The following is a 16517-nucleotide window of genomic DNA, read 5'->3' on the forward strand; positions in this document are numbered from 1 at the left end:
CGCACAACCGAGTCGGCGGAAGTGTTCGCGTTTTTACCCCGCGGCGGGGGTATCTCAGCTGATCACCGGGGGCACGAACACGCAGCTGGGCTTCTTCGCGTGCTGCGGGTCGAGCGCGTTGAGCACCTCGCGCTGCGCGATCGGGTCGTAGGTGATGCCGAGGTGGTCGGTGTAGTCGAGCCCGCAGACGTCCTGGAGGACGAGGTTTTTCACGTTGGGCGCGGGCTTGAGGAAGGCGTTGGTGTAAGGGGTGACAACGTCGTCATACCGGGTCTGGATGACCGTGTAATCGACGCCCGGAACCGTGTCTCCGCCCGCGTTGAGGTCGTTGAGGAACGCGGACCCGGTGGACTGCTCATTGCAAGCCGCGCACGCCACCCCCACGAGGTCGCGAGCGGGCGGGATCGCCTGGATCGCGGTCAGCAGGCCGAACAGGTTGGTGCCGTAATTGGACGGAGACAGCCCGATCAGCTTGCCGATCTTGCTCGCGCCGCCGAGGTATTTGATCCAGTAGCGCGGGTTCATCCCGCCCTGCGAATGCCCGACGACGTCGAGTTTCGAGGCCCCGGTGGCCTTCAGAATCTTGTCCCCGAAGGTCGCGAGCTGCCCCGCGGTCCCCGCCACCGGCCCGACCGTCTGCAGGAACGCCCCCGGCGACCCGCCGAATTTGCCGGCGAACACGCAGTACCCCGCGTTGGCGAGCTTCTGGGACAGATTCGCCCAGTTCTCGTACGCGTTGGCCGTGGTGCCGTTGGACAGCAGCACCGGGTTCGGATGCTCGGCGGAGGGTTTGCAATTCCAGTCGTTGGCCCCCGGCGGCGCGATCGTCGGCTGCCCGACCGAGTAGATCGCCGCGGCGATGATGTTCGGCTGCACCGGACCAGTCGGTTCCTGCCCGGTCGCCCCCGATGCCACCGCGGTGCCGCCGCCGAGCGCGACCACCGTCGCCGCCAGGAGGACCATGCCCCGTCCGAACGCGCGTACGCCCATACCGTTTCACCTCTCTGTGAACCCGACGCAGTGGTTAACGCGGAACACGAGAAAGGGAAACGCGGTTACTAGTTTTTATCGCAATCCGGCGAGCGTTCGATCCACCGCATCGATCAAGGACGCCCGGTTTCCCGGGTAGACACTGATCTGCGCGGCGCCGTCCTTGGTGCTCTGGAAGCTCAGCACCCGCCCCCGCCCCCTGAGATCGATGACCGACAACGGCGAACTGTAGCTCCGCTCGCCCCTCCCGTCCCGGACCGCGGCATGCAACAGATGCACCGCGTCCCGCGGCGCCCGCATCAGATACCGCAACTCGTCCGCGTCGCCGCCTTCCTCCGCCAGCGGATCAGCGCTGCCGCCCCCGTCGTAGTACTCCCGGCTGACCTGCATCACCCGCACCGCCGCCGGAGGGCAGTCCGGCATCGCCATGACCAAACAAGCCGCCAGTTCGCGGGGTGACACCGGGTCGAGCTGAACGGACTCCGCGTCGGTAATCAACCGCACGGCTTCTTTCCCGCTCGCCGCAACGAGAATCGCCCCGTTGTCCTCTTGATGGGTGCCGAAGTCAGTCCACCCGTACACCTCATGCCGCGCGGTAGCGAGCAGCCTCAGCGTGCCACGCAACGCTTCCGCGGCCGTTTCGCCCAGCTGCGCAAGAAGATCCCGCGTCCGCTTCGCCCTTTCGGCCGCGCCTTCCTCGGTCAAGTACATCGGTGTGTCCTCGACGACCACCGGTACTTTCCCGAGATCCTCCGCGTGCCAAAGCGCCAAGAACACCGACCGCGGCATCCGCAGCGGTCTGTCGATGATCGTCATCGGACCCCTCAACCACCAATCGTCGGGGGTGTCGGAGGCAGCCCAGTGCGCGGGTCGAGTGCCCGCTCGCCGTTCTCGTCGACGAGCGAGAACGCGGAGTCGTCTTCGATTCCGTACTTGCGCTGGTGTTCTTTGTCTTCCTCGCCTTTGCCTTTTCCGCCGCCGGCCATGCCACCCATCCCCGGGCTTCCCTTGGCTCCGGCCGCGCCCTTCCCTGCCGCCGCTGTTGTTCCGCGCCCCTCTTCTCCCGCGCCCACTCCGGCACCCGCTCCTGTGCCTACGCCCGCGCCCCCGCCAAGCCGCGCCGCGATCCCTCCGCCGCGACCCGCTTCGCTACCTGCTCCACCACCGCTGCTGCCGAGCGGCCCAAACCCACCCGGTGCCCAGCCGCCAACGCTGTTGTTGCTGCTGCTACCGCCGCCGGTCCCCCAAGAGGTCGGCGTCGAGGGAGTCCCGTTGGACCCACCAACCCGATCGACCGACGGGGGCGTCCACCCAGATGTCGACGTCCCGTCGGTGCTCCCCGGGTATGTCCCGCCGCTTCCCATACTCCCCGGATGGAACGGCACCCCGCCAGTTCCACCAACCGCCCCACTGCCCCCAGACCCGCTGCCACTTGCCCCCGGCCCGCTGCTGCCAGGCCCAACGCTGCCAGGTCCGCTGGTCCCGGCCCCGCTGTCTCCAGGCCAGTTCCCACCAGTGGTCCCAGGCCCACTCCCCGGCCCACCAGAATCCCGCCCCCGATAAGCCTTCTTGTGCGACTCGCTCTTGCTCTTCGCGTGATCGCCACCGGAGTCGATCTTGAGATTCTGCCCGTCGAACCCGGAAACCTGACCGTAATTGCTATTCAGCCCTTGACCGTTGGTCTTGGCCTGATCCGCGTATTTCTGATACCGCTCAACGTTGTGATTCGCTGCCGCGTTGTACTCGTTGATCTGCTTCTCGGTATCGGTGTCCCACGGAGTCCCCTGATCCCACAGATTCTTGTGCGGGGGCGTCGGAGGCATCGACTGCAGCGCGATCTTCATGTCGTTGTAGCCGTGCGTGGTGTCAACCAGTTTCTGTCCATTGACCACGTATGCCTGCGCGGAGGTAGCCGACGCATCAGACAAGGGTCTGAGCCTCGCGCGAGCCGCATCCGCCCCGTCGCCGGTCCAGACAGATTCGAGCATGGTGGTGATCTGCTGCGCGTCGTCGCTGTTCTGGTTGTGCTCCTGGATCATCTTCTGAACCGTGGAGCTGCCACTGTCCCAGGATGATGTCCCCGGCCCTTGCTGAACTTGCTGCACAATCGCCGGCGCCGGAACCGCTTGGTCGCCGAGGTTTCCATGGTAGAAGTCGGAAAACCAGCCACCAGCGTCTTTGAGCCGATCGTTGACCCAGTCATCCGCGTCACTGATGCGGTCGCCAATCCATTTGGCTCCGTCACCGATGAAGTCGAAGAACCCCATCGGTCACGCACCCGCCTTCTGCTTCAGGTTGGCGACCACCATGTCCGATATCTGAGCAGTAACGTCACACGGGTCCTTCGCGCCAACCTTTGACGGACTCAACGTAACGGACACATCGACATCATGCTCATCGCTGATTCCGATGCTCACCTGGCAAAAGGACTTGTCTCCCTGCGGTCCATAGGTTGAATGCGCCACGGCAGGAAGGCCTTGCACCAGAGGGAGCGGCCGCCACACCGTAGATTGCGGCTTTGAGTTTGCATATACCGCACTCAAACCGTCGGAAACTTTTGTTACATACAAGACTGTCAACGCGGCACCGGAATCACTGTTCACCCAGTGGCATTGCGCACCGAGGGAAGCGTTGTCGGCTTGCTTTCCTTGTATTTCTTTCCCCAGAATCTTGCCTACCTGTCCCGACGTGAACGCGCTGTCGCATGGGTGCACCGTCAGAACCGAATCCGGCAGAGGTTTCTCCACTTTGGGCGCACCTGCATACGGCAAGGTCTTTCCAGCGGCCGACGAAGAGGCCGGGACGCCAGACGAAACAGGGGGCGGGCTCGGCGTCGAACCACCCGAACAGCCAGCGACTAACACAACGGTAGTCGCAATCCCTGCAGAGAACGAAGCGAACTTAACCTTCATCAAATCATTCCCTTGTCTGCGCCGCTGTTCCCGACAGCCTTCACATCAGCAGCCGCACGGCCATCCGACTCGCCAACAATGCCCATCGCCTTCTCCAGGCGCTCGATCAACTCCGTCATGTACTGGTACATACGCTCATTCGCGTCCCTGCCGGCCGTAAAAGCGTTGACTGCTTGCTGGTTGAATCCAGTACTGCCGGGGTCCTGCGCCGGCGGCGTGAGCTGGGTCAGTGATACAGCCTCCGCACGCATCGTCGCCGCATTATCCCTGAGGCGCTTCGCACGGTCGAGCAGCGAGCGCGCTTCGTCCGGGCTCAAGGTGAACCCTGCCCCCGCCTTCGTGGCAGATGCCACCGCAGCAGCGTCCGACACCCCTTTGGCCACGTTCATCGCAGCACCTACGACGGTGATCGGCAGCCCGGTCAGCCACCCTGTCGTTTCTATCGCTTTCCCTGGGTCGTTCTCAGCCATGCCCGCCCTCCCGTGCACCGCGCACCGCCTCTCGACCAGGCAACCAGTCCCGAGGCCCCTCCGCTGTCACTGTAACCAACTGCTCACAGCGGGGTGACGGAAACAGGCAAACTCACCCCACTGTGCACCAGGTCAAGCAGGGCAAACCGCTACGCAACCCGGAGGAACGAGCATGGGTCAAGCACCCGCCTTCTGCTTCAGGTTGGCGACGACCATGCCGGTGATCTGAGCATCGACCGCACAAGGCGCTGTCCTGCCGACCTTTGCTTGGCCAAGGGTGATCGAAACGTCGACAGTGCGCCGGTCCGTGACGCCGACGCTTACCTGACAGAACGACTTGGACCCTTCGGCGCTGTAGGTCGAGTGCGCGACAGCAGGCAATCCGTGTACCGGAGGAAGCGGTTGCCACATCGTGGAGCGCGGCTTCGTATTCGCGTAGACCGCGCTCAAACCGTCCGAGGTCTTCGTGCCGTACAAGACAGTCACAATCGCGCCGGCGTCGATGTTAGTCCAATGACACTGCGCGCCAAGTGCATCTATGTCATCGTGCTCGCCCTGAGGTGTTTGAGCCAGAATCCCGCTCACCTGCTCCGCAGTGAGTGCGCTGTCGCACGGATGCGCTGACAACACTGATTCCGGCAGCGGATGTCCTACCTTTGGCGCGCCTGCATAAGGCAGGGGCTTCCCAGTAGCTGGCGGAGAAGGCCTCGTCGCGCCAAGATCCGGGGCTGGCGTAGGGCTTCCGGAACACCCCGCCACGAACGTGGCCCCTACCACCGCGATAGTGGTCATAATCGCGAAGCGCATCTTCATTCAACAGTCTCCCCCTGCAACTCTGTCTCCCAGCCGCAACTGTAGCCAGTCACGCGCCCGAAGACGGCGAGATCGAGCGCAAGAAGAGCCCCACCACCCGATTTGGGTAGTGGGGCTCTTCGGCGGACCGTCGGGGGCTCAGCCCTTCAGCAGAGACCGAGCCATTACGACCTTCTGGATTTGGTTCGTGCCTTCATAAATCTGCGTAATCTTCGCGTCGCGCATCATGCGCTCCACCGGGAAGTCTCGCGTGTAGCCTGCGCCGCCGAACAGCTGCACTGCGTCCGTGGTTACCGACATTGCCACGTCGGACGCGTAGGCCTTGGCTGCCGATGCGGTGAAGCTGGCGCGCTTGTCACCGCGTTCCGAGGACGCTGCGGATGCGTACACCAGGTGACGGGCGGCTTCGATTTTCGTTCCCATATCGGCCAGCATGAACTGGATTCCCTGGAATTCCGCGATCGCCTTGCCGAATTGCTTGCGTTCCTTGACGTACGCGACGGCTGCGTCCAGGGCGCCCTGGGCGATTCCGAGGGCCTGCGCGCCGATGGTCGGGCGGGTGTGGTCCAGGGTGCGCAGGGCGGTTTTCAGGCCGGTGCCTGGTTCGCCGATGATGCGGTCCGCGGGGATGGTGCAGTTTTCGAAGTAGATCTCTCGGGTGGGGGAACCCTTGATGCCGAGCTTCTTTTCCTTCGGGCCTACCGAGAATCCTGGGTCGTCTTTGTGCACGACGAAGGCGGAAATGCCGTTGGCCTTCTTTTCCGCGTTCGGGTCGGTTACGGCCATGACCGTGTACCACGACGATTCGCCGGCGTTGGTGATCCAGCATTTGGTGCCGTTGAGGACCCAGTGGTCGCCGTCGAGGCGGGCGCGGGTGCGCATGGACGCGGTGTCCGAGCCAGCCTCTCGTTCGGACAGGGCGTAGGACGCGGACGCCTCGCCCGAGGCGATGGACGGAAGGACCAGCTTCTTCAGGGCTTCCGAACCGGACAGGATGATGGGCTGCGTGCCCAGCTTGTTGACTGCCGGGATGAGGGACGCCGACGCGTCGACGCGGGCGACCTCCTCGATCACGATGCACGCGCCGATGGCGTCGGCGCCCTGGCCGTCGTATTCCTCGCCGATGTGGACGGCGTTGAAACCCGCCTTGACAAGCGCCTGGTTGGCCTCGACCGGGTAGCGCTCCTGTTCGTCGACCTCCGCCGCGTACGGGGCGATCTCCTTTTCGGCTAGAGCCCGGACCGCGGCGCGCAGTTCCTCGTGCTCTTCGGCCAGCTGATACAGGCCCTCGGCCACCTTCAGTCACCTCTTCTGCAGCGAAACGGGAGAAAGTCCCCCGATGTTAGCCCGCGTTCACACCGGACGCGGCGGCTCGCTGCTTGTGTCCTCGGCCTCACCATTCGTATGGTCACGTGATGGCTGCCACTGCGTCGACCCCGCCGCCCGGATTGCCCGCTTCCCTTGACTACCCCCAGGTGCCGATCGGTTCGGTGCTCGCCGGCGCCGCGACGCGCTACGGCGACCGCGTCGCGTTCGCGATGGGCGACGATCAGCTCACGTTCGCTCAGACCTGGCAAGCCGCCTGCCGGTTCGCGCAGGCGTTGCTGGCCCGCGGCATCGGGCGGGGCGACGTCGTCGCCGTGCATCTGCCGAACTGTCTCGCCTATCCGATCGCCTACCACGGCATCCTGCTGGCGGGAGCGACATTCAGTCCGACGAATCCGCTGCTTCCGCCGGACGACCTCGCCTTTCAGCTGACCGACTGCGGGGCTGCGGCCGTGGTGACCTTTGGACCGGTGGCGGGCACACTCGCGGCGGTTGCCGACCGGATTCCGGCGCGGCTCACGATCGTCGTCTCGCCTGCTGATGAGCTGGGCGAAGGGGGTGTGGAGTTCCGCGAGTTCTTCGCTGACCAGCCCGCGACCAGGCCGGACGTGGCGATCGATGTGGACACCGACCTCGCACATCTCGCCTACACGGGTGGCACGACCGGGCGATCCAAAGGCGTCGAGCTCACGCATCGCAACGTCGTCACGAACACGCTGCAGCACACCTGCTGGTCGACCGGCTCGATACCGGCGCTCGACGCGAACGGCGACCTGACGATCGACCAGGTCGGCAGCCCGGACGAATGGCCGACGCGGCTTGGCACCGGCACCGCCATCAACCTGACGCCGTGGTTCCACGCGATGGGCGTGATCGCGGGACTCAACGGTCCGCTGATGAGCGGCGGGACGACAGTGCTGCACGCGCGGTTCGATCCGGCGGCGTATGTCGCGGACGCTGAGCGACTGCAGGTCACGACCATCGGCGGCGCGCCGGCGCTGTTCGCGGCGTTGCTGGCGACGCCTGCGTTCCACACTGCCGACCTGTCGTCGGTGCGCAACATCGGCTCCGGTGCCGCACCGATGAGCCACGAGATGATCCGCGCGCTGCACCAGCGGTTCCCTGACGTCGTGATCGCCGAGGGGTACGGGCTCACCGAGGTGACGATGGGCGCGGTGATCTCGCCGAGCTACCGGTCCGGCGTGCGCAAGGTCGGATCGGTCGGCGGGCCGATCTTCGACACTGAGGTCAAGCTCGTCGCGGATAGCAGCGAGGAGCCGTTGCCGCCCGGGCAAGAGGGCGAGGTGTGCTTGCGCGGGCCGCAGGTGATGCGCGGGTACCGGAACCGTCCGGAGGAGACCGCCGCCGCGCTGGTCGACGGATGGCTGCACACCGGCGACATCGGCGTTCTCGACGAGGACGGCTATCTGTCCATTGTGGATCGCAAGAAAGACATGCTGCTGTACAAGGGATACAACGTCTTTCCGCGTGAGCTGGAGGAGCTGCTGAGCGCGTCGCCGGGCGTGCTGTCGGCTGCGGTGGTCGGCCGCCCGAGCCCGGAGGTCGGCGAACTGCCGGTGGCGTTCGTGGTGCGGCAGCCGGATTCCTCAGTGGACGCCGAACAGCTGATGGCCGCGGTGAACGAGAAGGTACTGCCGTACAAACGCCTGCGGGAGCTGCATTTCGTGGCGGAGATCCCGGTGTCGGCGGCGGGCAAGGTGCTGAAGCGCGAACTGCGGAAGCAGCTGCCCGACCCGGCTTGAGCTAGCGCGGTGCGTGCGGATGCCGGTTCCGGACCGGCATCCGCGTGCACGAGCTACTTGCCGGCTTTTTCGCGGAGTTTGGCGTCCTTGTCGAGCACCAACTGCTCAAGGTCTTCCTGGAACTGCGTCAGTTTCGCCTGCAGCTGCAGGTCAGCCGCGGCGAGGATGCGAACCGCGAGGAGACCGGCGTTGCGCGCCCCGCCGACGGACACGGTCGCGACCGGGATGCCGGCCGGCATCTGCACGATCGACAGCAGCGAGTCCATGCCGTCCAGGTACTTCAGCGGAACCGGCACGCCGATCACCGGCAGCACCGTCGCCGACGCGACCATGCCCGGCAGGTGCGCGGCGCCGCCCGCGCCCGCGATGATCGTGCGGATGCCCCGGTCGGCCGCGGACTTCGCGTAGTCCAGCATCCGCTGCGGGGTGCGGTGTGCCGAGTAGACGCCGACCTCGTACTCGACGCCGAACTCGTCCAGCGCTTGTCCCGCGGCCTCCATCACCGGCCAGTCGGAGTCGCTGCCCATGATCACGCCCACCTGCGGCGCCATTGTGTTCCCCTTCAGTGGATCTCGTAGCCGTCGAGCCAGACGGCGTGGGACAGCCAGTGCGCGGACAGCAGCGCGCGGTTGCGCAGGTCGTCCATGCGGTCGCCGACGAAGTTGACGTGCCCGAGCTTGCGGCCGGGCCGGTCCTGCTTGCCGTAGAGGTGGATTTTCACCTCGGGGAACCGCGCGAACAAGTGGTGCACCCGCTCGTCCGGGCTCATCTGCGGCGAGACGTCCGCGCCGAGCACGTTCGCCATCACGCACGCGGGCGCGATCAGGTCGGTGCGGCCGAGCGGGTAGTCCAGGACGCCGCGCAGGTGCTGCTCGAACTGCGACGTGCGCGAGCCGTCCATGGTCCAGTGGCCGGAGTTGTGCGGGCGCATCGCCAGCTCGTTGACCAGCAGGCCGGTCTCGGTCTCGAACAGCTCGACCGCGAGCAGCCCGGTGACGTCGAGCGTCGACGCGATGCGCAACGCCAGCTCCTGCGCCTCGTGCACGCGCGATTCGGCCAGCCCCGGTGCCGGGGCGAGGACCTCGGTGTTGATGCCGTTCGTCTGGACGGTCTCGACCACCGGGTACGCCGCACCCTGGCCGAACGGCGAGCGCGCGACCAGCGCGGACAGCTCGCGCTTCATCACGACCTTCTCCTCGACCAGCAGCTCCGTGCCGGCTTCGAGGAGTTCGGGAATGGTTTCGCGGGCCTGTTGGGCGGTGTCGAGCATCCAGACGCCCCGGCCGTCGTATCCGCCGCGCGACGCCTTGAGCACCACCGGCCAGCCGTGCTCGCCGCCGAACGTCACCACATCGTCCACAGTGGACACTTCGGCGAAGGCGGGACCGGGCACGCCGAGGCCGGCCATCATCTCGCGCATCACGAGCTTGTTCTGCGCGAACCCGAGCGCGGTGGGCGCGGGGCGGACGACGAAGCCCTCGGTGGCGAGGGTGAGCAGGTGCTCGCCGGGCACGTGCTCGTGGTCGAAGGTGACCACGTCGACCTGGCGGGCGAAATCGATCAGCGCGTCGAGGTCGGTGTGGTGGCCGAGCACGACGTCACTGGCGACGAGGGCCGCCGCGTCGCCCTCGTCGGCCGCCAGCACCTTCAGCGACTGGCCGAGGGAAATCGCCGCCTGCTGCGTCATGCGGGCGAGCTGCCCGCCGCCCACCATGCCGACGATGGGAAGACCGGTTCGTTTGTCCATAGCGGAGACCAGGTTACTGGGCGGGAGCTGGCGGACCGTCGGCGACCTGCGGCGGAGTGAGGCGGGTGACGGGGTGGGGTTGGGGCCGGGCGGCTGGGGTTGGCGGGTACCGGGCGGGGTGGCGCGCCCGGCTGGACGGCGGGCGGGCGGATCTCGTTTCGGCGGGAAGGCATTGGTCGGAGCGCGGCGGACGCGGCCAGTGAGTGGGGCAGATCGGGGCGACCGGGCTCGGCGGCTGGGCAGCCAATGCGGGGCAGATCCGAACGACTGCACTCAGCCGAACCGAGCCGAGCCGGGTCGGGTCGGGTCGGGTCGGGTCGGAGGAAGCCTCGGGCACCTCCGCGAACCGGCCGGACAGTGCTTCAAAGGCCACACTTCCCACGGGGGTTCTCGGCAGAAGCGCGTCGAACGCGGCTAGCCAGCCAGATGCGGGGCGAATCGCGACGGCTGAGGCATGACAGGCCGGGGTCGGCGGAAACCGGCTGAAGTGCGCGCGTCCCAGTGGATCGGCGGCACGGAGCGACCTAGCTTTCCGCCGAAACCTCCCCACGAAGCCCAACGAAGGCGATCGGCTGGAACGGATCGCGCGAGCTGGGTCGGCAGCGGCACCCGGACCTCAACCGGACACCCCGGTGCGGAAACCCGCCCCAGCCAGTCCCGCTGCAGCAGGATGGCCGGATGGATTCCGTCACCCTCCCGCGTCCGGTTCTTCATGCCCTCCGGCAAGCCAGCCTCCCCGGCGTGGCCACCGGGATGCTCACCGGCGAAACCCGGCCGTTGGCCTTCCCCAAGGGGTTCGGCGAAGTTCTCGCCTGGCTTTGGAGCACCGACTCCAACTCAGCCGTCATCTACCTCGCCGAGCTGATGAAGCAGCTCCGCGAACGGCACCCACTCGCCAAGACCGTCACTCCGCCTCTCCGGTTCGACGAGTTGCTCACCGCGGCCCGCGACTGTCTTCCGGATGGCTTCGCGCACGCCGATCTGCTGATCCAGTACACCCGCACCGCGCTGGGCGACTTCTACGGCGACGCCGCGGAGTAAACAAGGGCTCACTATTCGGTTGATCTGCCCGCGAAGAACGCCGGACCAGAACGATGGCCGTGCCCGTCCGCGAGTCTGGCTCCGGACGGCCGCGTAACCACCGCGATCCAGACAGTAACCGCCACCACCGACAAAAACCGTCAGCAAGCCGTTGACCAGCGAAAATACCTAAGAAGATTCCTGCTCAGCCCGGTTGCGGGCACGCCGCTGCAAACCCCACCGCAGCACCAGCGCGACAGCCAGCACCACCGGCATCAGGATGTAGGCGTCGCCGAGAATGTTCTGCCACACCTTCCAATGCAGCTCGACATTCCGGCCATTCGGCAAGATCAGCAATACGCAGCTGACGAACACGAACGCCACCAGGAACGTCCCCAGCCACCGTTTCCACGCGGTCGCCGGGGTGGTTTTCGGCAACCTGGACACCAGGAGCACGACCAGCGGCGCGACCCAGACCCAGTGGTGCGTCCAGGAAATCGGCGAGATCAGCAGAATCCAGAACGCCGTGACGAGCAGCGCGGCCAGCGCCTGTCCGCGCCGGTGGAAGCGGAACATCAGCCACAGCGCCGGAATCGCCAGCACCAGGCCGATGACGGTCGCCGCGCTGGAGGCCCACGGGGCCAGGTCGGTGGCACGGTTCATCAGTGCGTTCAGGGACTGGTTGCCCGCCCAGTGCACCGGGCCGATCCGGCCGGTGTCGGGCAGCGTTTTGGTCCAGTATTTCCACGAATCGTGCGGGTTGATCAAGAACAGCAGCGCCTGCATTCCGACGAAAGTCGCGAATCCGCGCAAAGCGTCTTTCCAGCGGCCGGTGACCAGCAGGTGGCCGAGAAAGACGATGGGCGTCAGCTTGATCGCGGCCGCGAGCCCGACGAGCACACCGCCCCAGCGGCTCCCGCGTGCGCCGATGACGAGCATGTCCAGCAGGACCATCGCCATCAGGATCAGATTGATCTGGCCGAGGAAGATCGTCCGCCACACCGGTTCCAGGCCGAGGAAGACCAGGAAGAACACGATGGTCGACCGCGCGGGCGAGGCCCACCAGCGGGGTCCGTCGGCGGCCGGGCGGGGCAGCGCGCCGATCGCGATTCGCACCGACAGCGCGAGCGCGCCCAGCGACACCACGGTGAGGAAACCCCACGCCACCTGCACCGGAACGAGCGCGAGCGGCGCGAACAGCAGCGCCGCGGTCGGCGGGTAGGTGAACGGCAGCAGCGCCCAGCCGGGTTCGGTGGGCAGCGTGTTCGCGTCGTAGAGATTGTCGCCGCGCAGCAGCTGCAGCGCGCCTGCCCGATAGACCGCGCTGTCCACGCCGAGGTTCCAGTCGTGCGTCCAGCCCCAGAACCCGACCGCGATCGCGAGCAGCGGGAACACCGCGAAGATGAGCATCGAACGCGGGCGCACGGAGAGCCGTGCCAGAGATCGGCGCAGAGCCAGCCGGGGCTGCCCGGATCGATTCACCGGAGCTTCGCCGTCGGCAGCGGAGGGTACGGTCCTGGTCACCACACCAGGAAAGCATGAACGCGGGAATGCTGGTCGGGAAGGGGGACCGGGGCTCAGCTGTGCGCCAGTTCCGTCAGCAGCTCACAGGCCCGGTCATGCGTCCCGGGAAGCCGCACGGCCGACACCAGCGGACGGGCGACGTCACGCAGCTGCGGATCCACCGAAAGGCGTTCGTTGAGCGCCCTTCGCAACGCGACTCCGCGCGTGGCCAGGCGTTCGTTGCGTTCGGCCAGCACCGCGACCGCGGACGGGCCGATCGTCGCGTAGCACTCGCCGGTGTCGAACACGGCCCGGACGGCGTCCGCGGCGAGGATCATCGCCGTCAGCCGAGGCCAGCCGGACACCGCCGTCAAATCCAGCGAGACCGTGAGCAGCACGTTCGCCTCGTTGACGCCGCCGCGGTAGATCTCGCCGAGCCGGGTCCGCAGGTACGCCGCGGACGGCAGGCCGGTGAGCGGGTCGGTGACCTCGGTGTGCACGAGCTGATCGGTGGCGACATCCGCCCAGGCCAGCGCGGTCACGCGGAGCAGCCGGGCCGGAGTGGCGTCGACGTCCGGCGCGACGAATCCGTCGACCGCGTGCGGGTCGGCGAGCACCGCGTGCAGGGCGGCCAGGTCGGACAGCGTTTCCGACAGCCCCGCTCCCGCCGCGGCCCGCGCCCGGCCCAGTCCGGCCAGCGCGTTCTCCGCGCCGGTCGAGCCGTGCCGCACGACTGCCGCGCACACCGCGTCTACTTCGGGCAATGCCCAGTCGCTCGGGAAACGCCAGCCGGCGGCGAGGCTGGCTGTTCGCCAGCGAGCTCGCAATGCCCGCAAATGGCGGTCCCGCTCGAACCGCGCACGCGTCTCGTCCCCCGACGAGTCGCCTGCGGAGCCGAACCGCGCCCCGGTCGCCGGTACGTCCACCGAACCCCCAGCTCCTTCCGGTACCTGTCGATCTTGTTCCCCAATCACGGAGGGGACGCGGCGCAACTCCCCTCGTGACGCGTTTTCCCCGATCTTTTTCGTCTAATCACCAGACGAGGAGGTGAACTTGCTGCGCCTACTGAGCCATCTGACGGACCACGGCGTGACGAGTGTCGCCGCATCCGTCACACTTGGTGTGCGTTGTAGGGAGTAAGGCGCGTGGAGTCCGCCGCGCGCGCAGCCTTAAAGGAGCCCCGTGTCCACCGTTCCCGCCGATCTCTCCGGTAAGAGTGACGCCGAGCTGATCGCAGAGGTGCGCGCGGGAAAGATCGCGTCCTACGGTCCGCTCTACGAGCGGCACAGCGGTGCCGCGCACAACCTCGCCCGCCAGCTCGCGCGGTCCAGCTCGGAGGCCGACGACCTCGTGTCGGAGGCGTTCTCGAAGGTTCTGGACACGCTGCGTGGCGGGAAGGGCCCGGACAGCGCCTTCCGTGCGTACCTGCTTACCGCGCTGCGTCACACCGCGTACGACAAGACCCGTCGCGACCGCCGGATCGACCTCAACGAGGACATGAGCGACGTCGGCGGGACCGCCGGCGAGGCGCTCACCGTGCCGTTCTCCGACACCGCCGTCGCCGGCCTCGAGCGCACGATGGCCGCGAAAGCCTTCGCACGGCTGCCGGAACGCTGGCAGGCAGTGCTGTGGCACACCGAAATCGAGCAGCAGAGCCCGGCTGAAGTCGCGCCGCTGCTCGGGCTGACCGCGAACGGCGTGTCCGCGCTCGCGTACCGCGCCCGGGAAGGGCTCCGCCAGGCTTATCTGCAGGTCCACCTGCAGGAAAACGGTGCGGACCGTTGCCGTGCGACGGCCGAGCGGCTCGGGGCCTGGACGCGCGACGGGCTGTCCAAGCGCGAACGCTCCCAGGTGGAAAACCACCTCGACGAATGCGACGAATGCCGGATGCTGGCGGCCGAACTGGCCGACGTCAACGGCAGCCTGCGCGCGATCATCGCCCCGATCGTCCTGGGCGGCGCCGCTCTCGGCTACCTGGCCACGATCGGCGCGGCCAAGGCGAGCGCGGCTACTGCCGGTGCCGCCGCGGTTGGTGCTGGCGCGGCTGCGGCAGGCGGAGCCAAGGCGGGTGCGGCGGCAGCTGCGTCCGCGCCTCGGCAGTTCGCTGGGGTCGCCATGTCCGGGGCCGCGATGGTGGCCGCGGTCGCGGTCGCCCTGGCTGCTGGTGGCGGGACGCAGACCATTCCGGCCGCTCAGCAGGCTCCCGCGCCGCCGGCCGCCGCGCCGGCACCGGCACCTGCACCTGCGCCGAAGCCCGCTCCTCCGGCCGCGCCCCCGGCTCCGCAGGCACCGCCGCCTGCTCAGCCCGCGCCTCCGGCCGTGCCGCCGCCTGCGGCTCCTCCGGCCGCACCGCCGGCGCAGCCGCCAGCTCCGAACCCGGCCGCTCCGCCGCAGCTTTCCGCGGCCATGCCGCCGGGTGGGGTCGAACTCCAGCCGGGCGGCGGACCGGTCGCGCTGCCGATCACCGTGCGCAACGACGGCGGTTCGGTGTCCGATCCGGTCCAGGCGACGCTGAACCTGCCGCCTGGCGTGCAGGCGGTTGGCGCGAACGGCGGCGGCGCTGCCGGCGCGTACTCCAGCGAGGCGGCCGCGCAGTCCGGGCCGATGCAGGTCGCGTGCCCGGGCGGCACTGGCACGGTCACGTGCAAGACGGGCAGCGGGTTGCAGCCTGGGCAATCGGCTGTCCTGATGTTCCGGTTGAAGGCAGACGACAACGCGAGCGGCGGCACGGTGACCGGTTCGGTCACGGCGGGTGCTTCGGTGAACGTCAGTGTCCGCGTGCAGGTGAAGGTCAAGGCTCCGAAGGACGACCTCTCGCTGGCGGCCAGCAAGCTCGGCCCTTGGTTCCATCCGGTCCTCAAGGCCGACGTGCAGAACACCGGACAGAGCACGAAACCGGTCACCATCACCATCGACCACCGTGCTACGGGGCCGTTCAGCGTCAAGCGGTTCAAGTGCACTTCCGGCGATGCGAGCCTGAGCTGCACCAGCGTCAAGCCATTGGCTCCGGGCGAGACGGCGGAGTTGTGGGTGGGTGTGAACCGTGAGCCGTTCGACGGCCCGGACACCGTCACGGTCAACGCATCGCTCGGCAGTGCCTCGGCGAAACCGGTTTCGGTGCCGCTCGATTGCTGGTGGGACATGTGCCACGATCCGACGATTGGGCCATGGTCGTCCACGTCGGTGCCGTTGCCAACGACGTCGCCCTCGACCTCGACTTCGAAGAGCCACTCGCCGAGTCCGTCGAAGAACCCGAAGCCCACCACCGCCCCGCCGACCTCGACGTCGTCTGACGACGAGACCCCGGACCCGACGTCCAGCAGCCCGTCGACCACCACGAGCGCGCCGCCGAACCCCGGTTCGAACGGCAAGCCGGGCAAACCCGGTAACCACGACAACCGTCCGCCGTCGGTCGAACCCCGGGGGTTCTTCGGCTGGTTCACGGAGTAGCGTCCGCCAGGTGCGCGAACTCCTGGCGAAGCACCGTGAGCTGGTCCGTTTCGCCCTGGTCGGCGGCACGAGCTTCGTCATCACGCTGACGATCACGTACGTCCTGAAGTTCACCGTGCTGCGGACGCATCCGGTCACGGCGCTGATCGTCGGTGTGCTGGTCGCCACGATCTTTTCCTACGTCGCGAATCGGGAGTGGGCCTTCCGCACTCGCGGCGGGCGGGAGCGCGCGCACGAGGCAGCGCTGTTTTTCCTGATCAGCGGGGTCGCGCTCGGGCTGAACGCGTTGCCGCAGTGGGTTTCGCGGTACGTGCTGGACCTGCAGGTGCCGCACGTGAGCCTGGTCGGCCAGGAGTCCGCCGACTTCGTGAGCGGGATGATCATCGGCACCCTGCTCGGGACGTTGTTCCGCTGGTGGGCGTTCAAGAAGTGGGTTTTCCCCACGGAGGGTGTCCGGCCGGAACCGGGGCGGAATGACAATCCGGATATTCCGGACCGTAAGGCCGCCTGAGACCTGGCGTGA

At 67.4% G+C, this 16517-nt stretch carries 15 protein-coding genes; 4 read left to right on the forward strand and 11 right to left on the reverse strand.

Translation table 11 applies throughout. The annotated features are described in order from the left end of the window. Window positions 1-54 precede the first annotated feature (54 nt). From ABD156_RS47400 to ABD156_RS47430, 7 genes are all read right to left on the reverse strand, one after another. Window positions 55-990, reverse strand: a complete 936-nt coding sequence (locus ABD156_RS47400; protein WP_344288755.1) for an esterase/lipase family protein — start codon at window positions 988-990, stop codon at window positions 55-57. 75 nt (window positions 991-1065) lie between these two features. Then, window positions 1066-1806, reverse strand: coding sequence for an ESX secretion-associated protein EspG (locus tag ABD156_RS47405; protein ID WP_344288757.1), 741 nt, complete (start codon window positions 1804-1806; stop codon window positions 1066-1068). A gap of 8 nt (window positions 1807-1814) precedes the next feature. After that, complete coding sequence (locus ABD156_RS47410; protein WP_344288759.1) at window positions 1815-3257, reverse strand: hypothetical protein; 1443 nt, start codon at window positions 3255-3257, stop codon at window positions 1815-1817. Window positions 3258-3260: 3 nt separating this feature from the next. Beyond that, complete coding sequence (locus ABD156_RS47415; RefSeq protein WP_344288761.1) at window positions 3261-3902, reverse strand: DUF3558 domain-containing protein; 642 nt, start codon at window positions 3900-3902, stop codon at window positions 3261-3263. Further along, window positions 3902-4372, reverse strand: a complete 471-nt coding sequence (locus ABD156_RS47420; protein WP_344288763.1) for a hypothetical protein — start codon at window positions 4370-4372, stop codon at window positions 3902-3904. The genes ABD156_RS47415 and ABD156_RS47420 overlap by 1 nt, the downstream gene beginning before the upstream one ends. Window positions 4373-4549: 177 nt before the next feature. After that, a complete protein-coding gene (locus tag ABD156_RS47425) occupies window positions 4550-5185 on the reverse strand; it encodes a DUF3558 domain-containing protein (protein WP_344288765.1) in 636 nt (211 codons plus the stop codon). Window positions 5186-5323: 138 nt separating this feature from the next. After that, window positions 5324-6481, reverse strand: coding sequence for an acyl-CoA dehydrogenase family protein (locus tag ABD156_RS47430; protein WP_344288767.1), 1158 nt, complete (start codon window positions 6479-6481; stop codon window positions 5324-5326). A 119-nt stretch (window positions 6482-6600) separates the two neighbouring features. Here ABD156_RS47430 and ABD156_RS47435 point away from each other — a divergent pair, with 119 nt between their 5' ends. Continuing rightward, window positions 6601-8274 carry a class I adenylate-forming enzyme family protein gene (locus ABD156_RS47435; protein ID WP_344288769.1) on the forward strand — a complete coding sequence of 558 codons (1674 nt, stop codon included), beginning with the start codon at window positions 6601-6603 and terminating at the stop codon, window positions 8272-8274. A gap of 53 nt (window positions 8275-8327) precedes the next feature. Here the strand turns inward: ABD156_RS47435 and purE are convergent, their stop codons facing one another. After that, entirely contained in the window at window positions 8328-8825 is a 498-nt protein-coding gene (gene purE / locus ABD156_RS47440) for a 5-(carboxyamino)imidazole ribonucleotide mutase (protein ID WP_101435814.1), read from the reverse strand. Window positions 8826-8836: 11 nt separating this feature from the next. Continuing rightward, the gene (locus tag ABD156_RS47445; RefSeq protein ID WP_344288773.1) at window positions 8837-10021 is read right to left on the reverse strand and encodes a 5-(carboxyamino)imidazole ribonucleotide synthase; all 1185 of its coding nucleotides are present in this window, start codon (window positions 10019-10021) and stop codon (window positions 8837-8839) included. Between the two features lie 678 nt (window positions 10022-10699). Between ABD156_RS47445 and ABD156_RS47450 the strand changes: the two genes are divergently transcribed. Further along, window positions 10700-11062, forward strand: a complete 363-nt coding sequence (locus tag ABD156_RS47450; RefSeq protein ID WP_344288775.1) for a hypothetical protein — start codon at window positions 10700-10702, stop codon at window positions 11060-11062. Window positions 11063-11230: 168 nt separating this feature from the next. Here ABD156_RS47450 and ABD156_RS47455 read toward each other — a convergent pair whose 3' ends face one another. After that, complete coding sequence (locus ABD156_RS47455; RefSeq protein WP_344288777.1) at window positions 11231-12565, reverse strand: glycosyltransferase 87 family protein; 1335 nt, start codon at window positions 12563-12565, stop codon at window positions 11231-11233. Window positions 12566-12618: 53 nt separating this feature from the next. Then, window positions 12619-13470, reverse strand: a complete 852-nt coding sequence (locus ABD156_RS47460; RefSeq protein ID WP_344288779.1) for a GGDEF domain-containing protein — start codon at window positions 13468-13470, stop codon at window positions 12619-12621. 256 nt (window positions 13471-13726) lie between these two features. On the opposite strand from ABD156_RS47460, the gene ABD156_RS47465 reads away from it, so the two are divergent. Continuing rightward, entirely contained in the window at window positions 13727-15994 is a 2268-nt protein-coding gene (locus tag ABD156_RS47465) for a sigma-70 family RNA polymerase sigma factor (RefSeq protein ID WP_344288781.1), read from the forward strand. Window positions 15995-16004: 10 nt separating this feature from the next. Next, the gene (locus ABD156_RS47470; protein ID WP_344288783.1) at window positions 16005-16505 is read left to right on the forward strand and encodes a GtrA family protein; all 501 of its coding nucleotides are present in this window, start codon (window positions 16005-16007) and stop codon (window positions 16503-16505) included. The last annotated feature ends 12 nt before the right edge of the window (window positions 16506-16517 follow it).

It is taken from the genome of Amycolatopsis albidoflavus (assembly GCF_039525725.1).
GTDB classification, from domain to species: Bacteria; Actinomycetota; Actinomycetes; order Mycobacteriales; family Pseudonocardiaceae; genus Amycolatopsis; species Amycolatopsis albidoflava.

Excerpts from the sequence above, each read along its gene's own strand:
- ABD156_RS47410 (WP_344288759.1), bottom strand. The coding sequence starts at position 3,257 with ATGGGGTTCTTCGACTTCATCGGTGACGGAGCCAAATGGATTGGCGAC.
- ABD156_RS47425 (WP_344288765.1), bottom strand. The coding sequence starts at position 5,185 with ATGAAGATGCGCTTCGCGATTATGACCACTATCGCGGTGGTAGGGGCC.
- ABD156_RS47435 (WP_344288769.1), top strand. The coding sequence starts at position 6,601 with ATGGCTGCCACTGCGTCGACCCCGCCGCCCGGATTGCCCGCTTCCCTT.
- ABD156_RS47415 (WP_344288761.1), bottom strand. The coding sequence starts at position 3,902 with ATGAAGGTTAAGTTCGCTTCGTTCTCTGCAGGGATTGCGACTACCGTT.
- purE (WP_101435814.1), bottom strand. The coding sequence starts at position 8,825 with ATGGCGCCGCAGGTGGGCGTGATCATGGGCAGCGACTCCGACTGGCCG.
- ABD156_RS47420 (WP_344288763.1), bottom strand. The coding sequence starts at position 4,372 with ATGGCTGAGAACGACCCAGGGAAAGCGATAGAAACGACAGGGTGGCTG.
- ABD156_RS47450 (WP_344288775.1), top strand. The coding sequence starts at position 10,700 with ATGGATTCCGTCACCCTCCCGCGTCCGGTTCTTCATGCCCTCCGGCAA.
- ABD156_RS47445 (WP_344288773.1), bottom strand. The coding sequence starts at position 10,021 with ATGGACAAACGAACCGGTCTTCCCATCGTCGGCATGGTGGGCGGCGGG.
- ABD156_RS47400 (WP_344288755.1), bottom strand. The coding sequence starts at position 990 with ATGGGCGTACGCGCGTTCGGACGGGGCATGGTCCTCCTGGCGGCGACG.
- ABD156_RS47405 (WP_344288757.1), bottom strand. The coding sequence starts at position 1,806 with ATGACGATCATCGACAGACCGCTGCGGATGCCGCGGTCGGTGTTCTTG.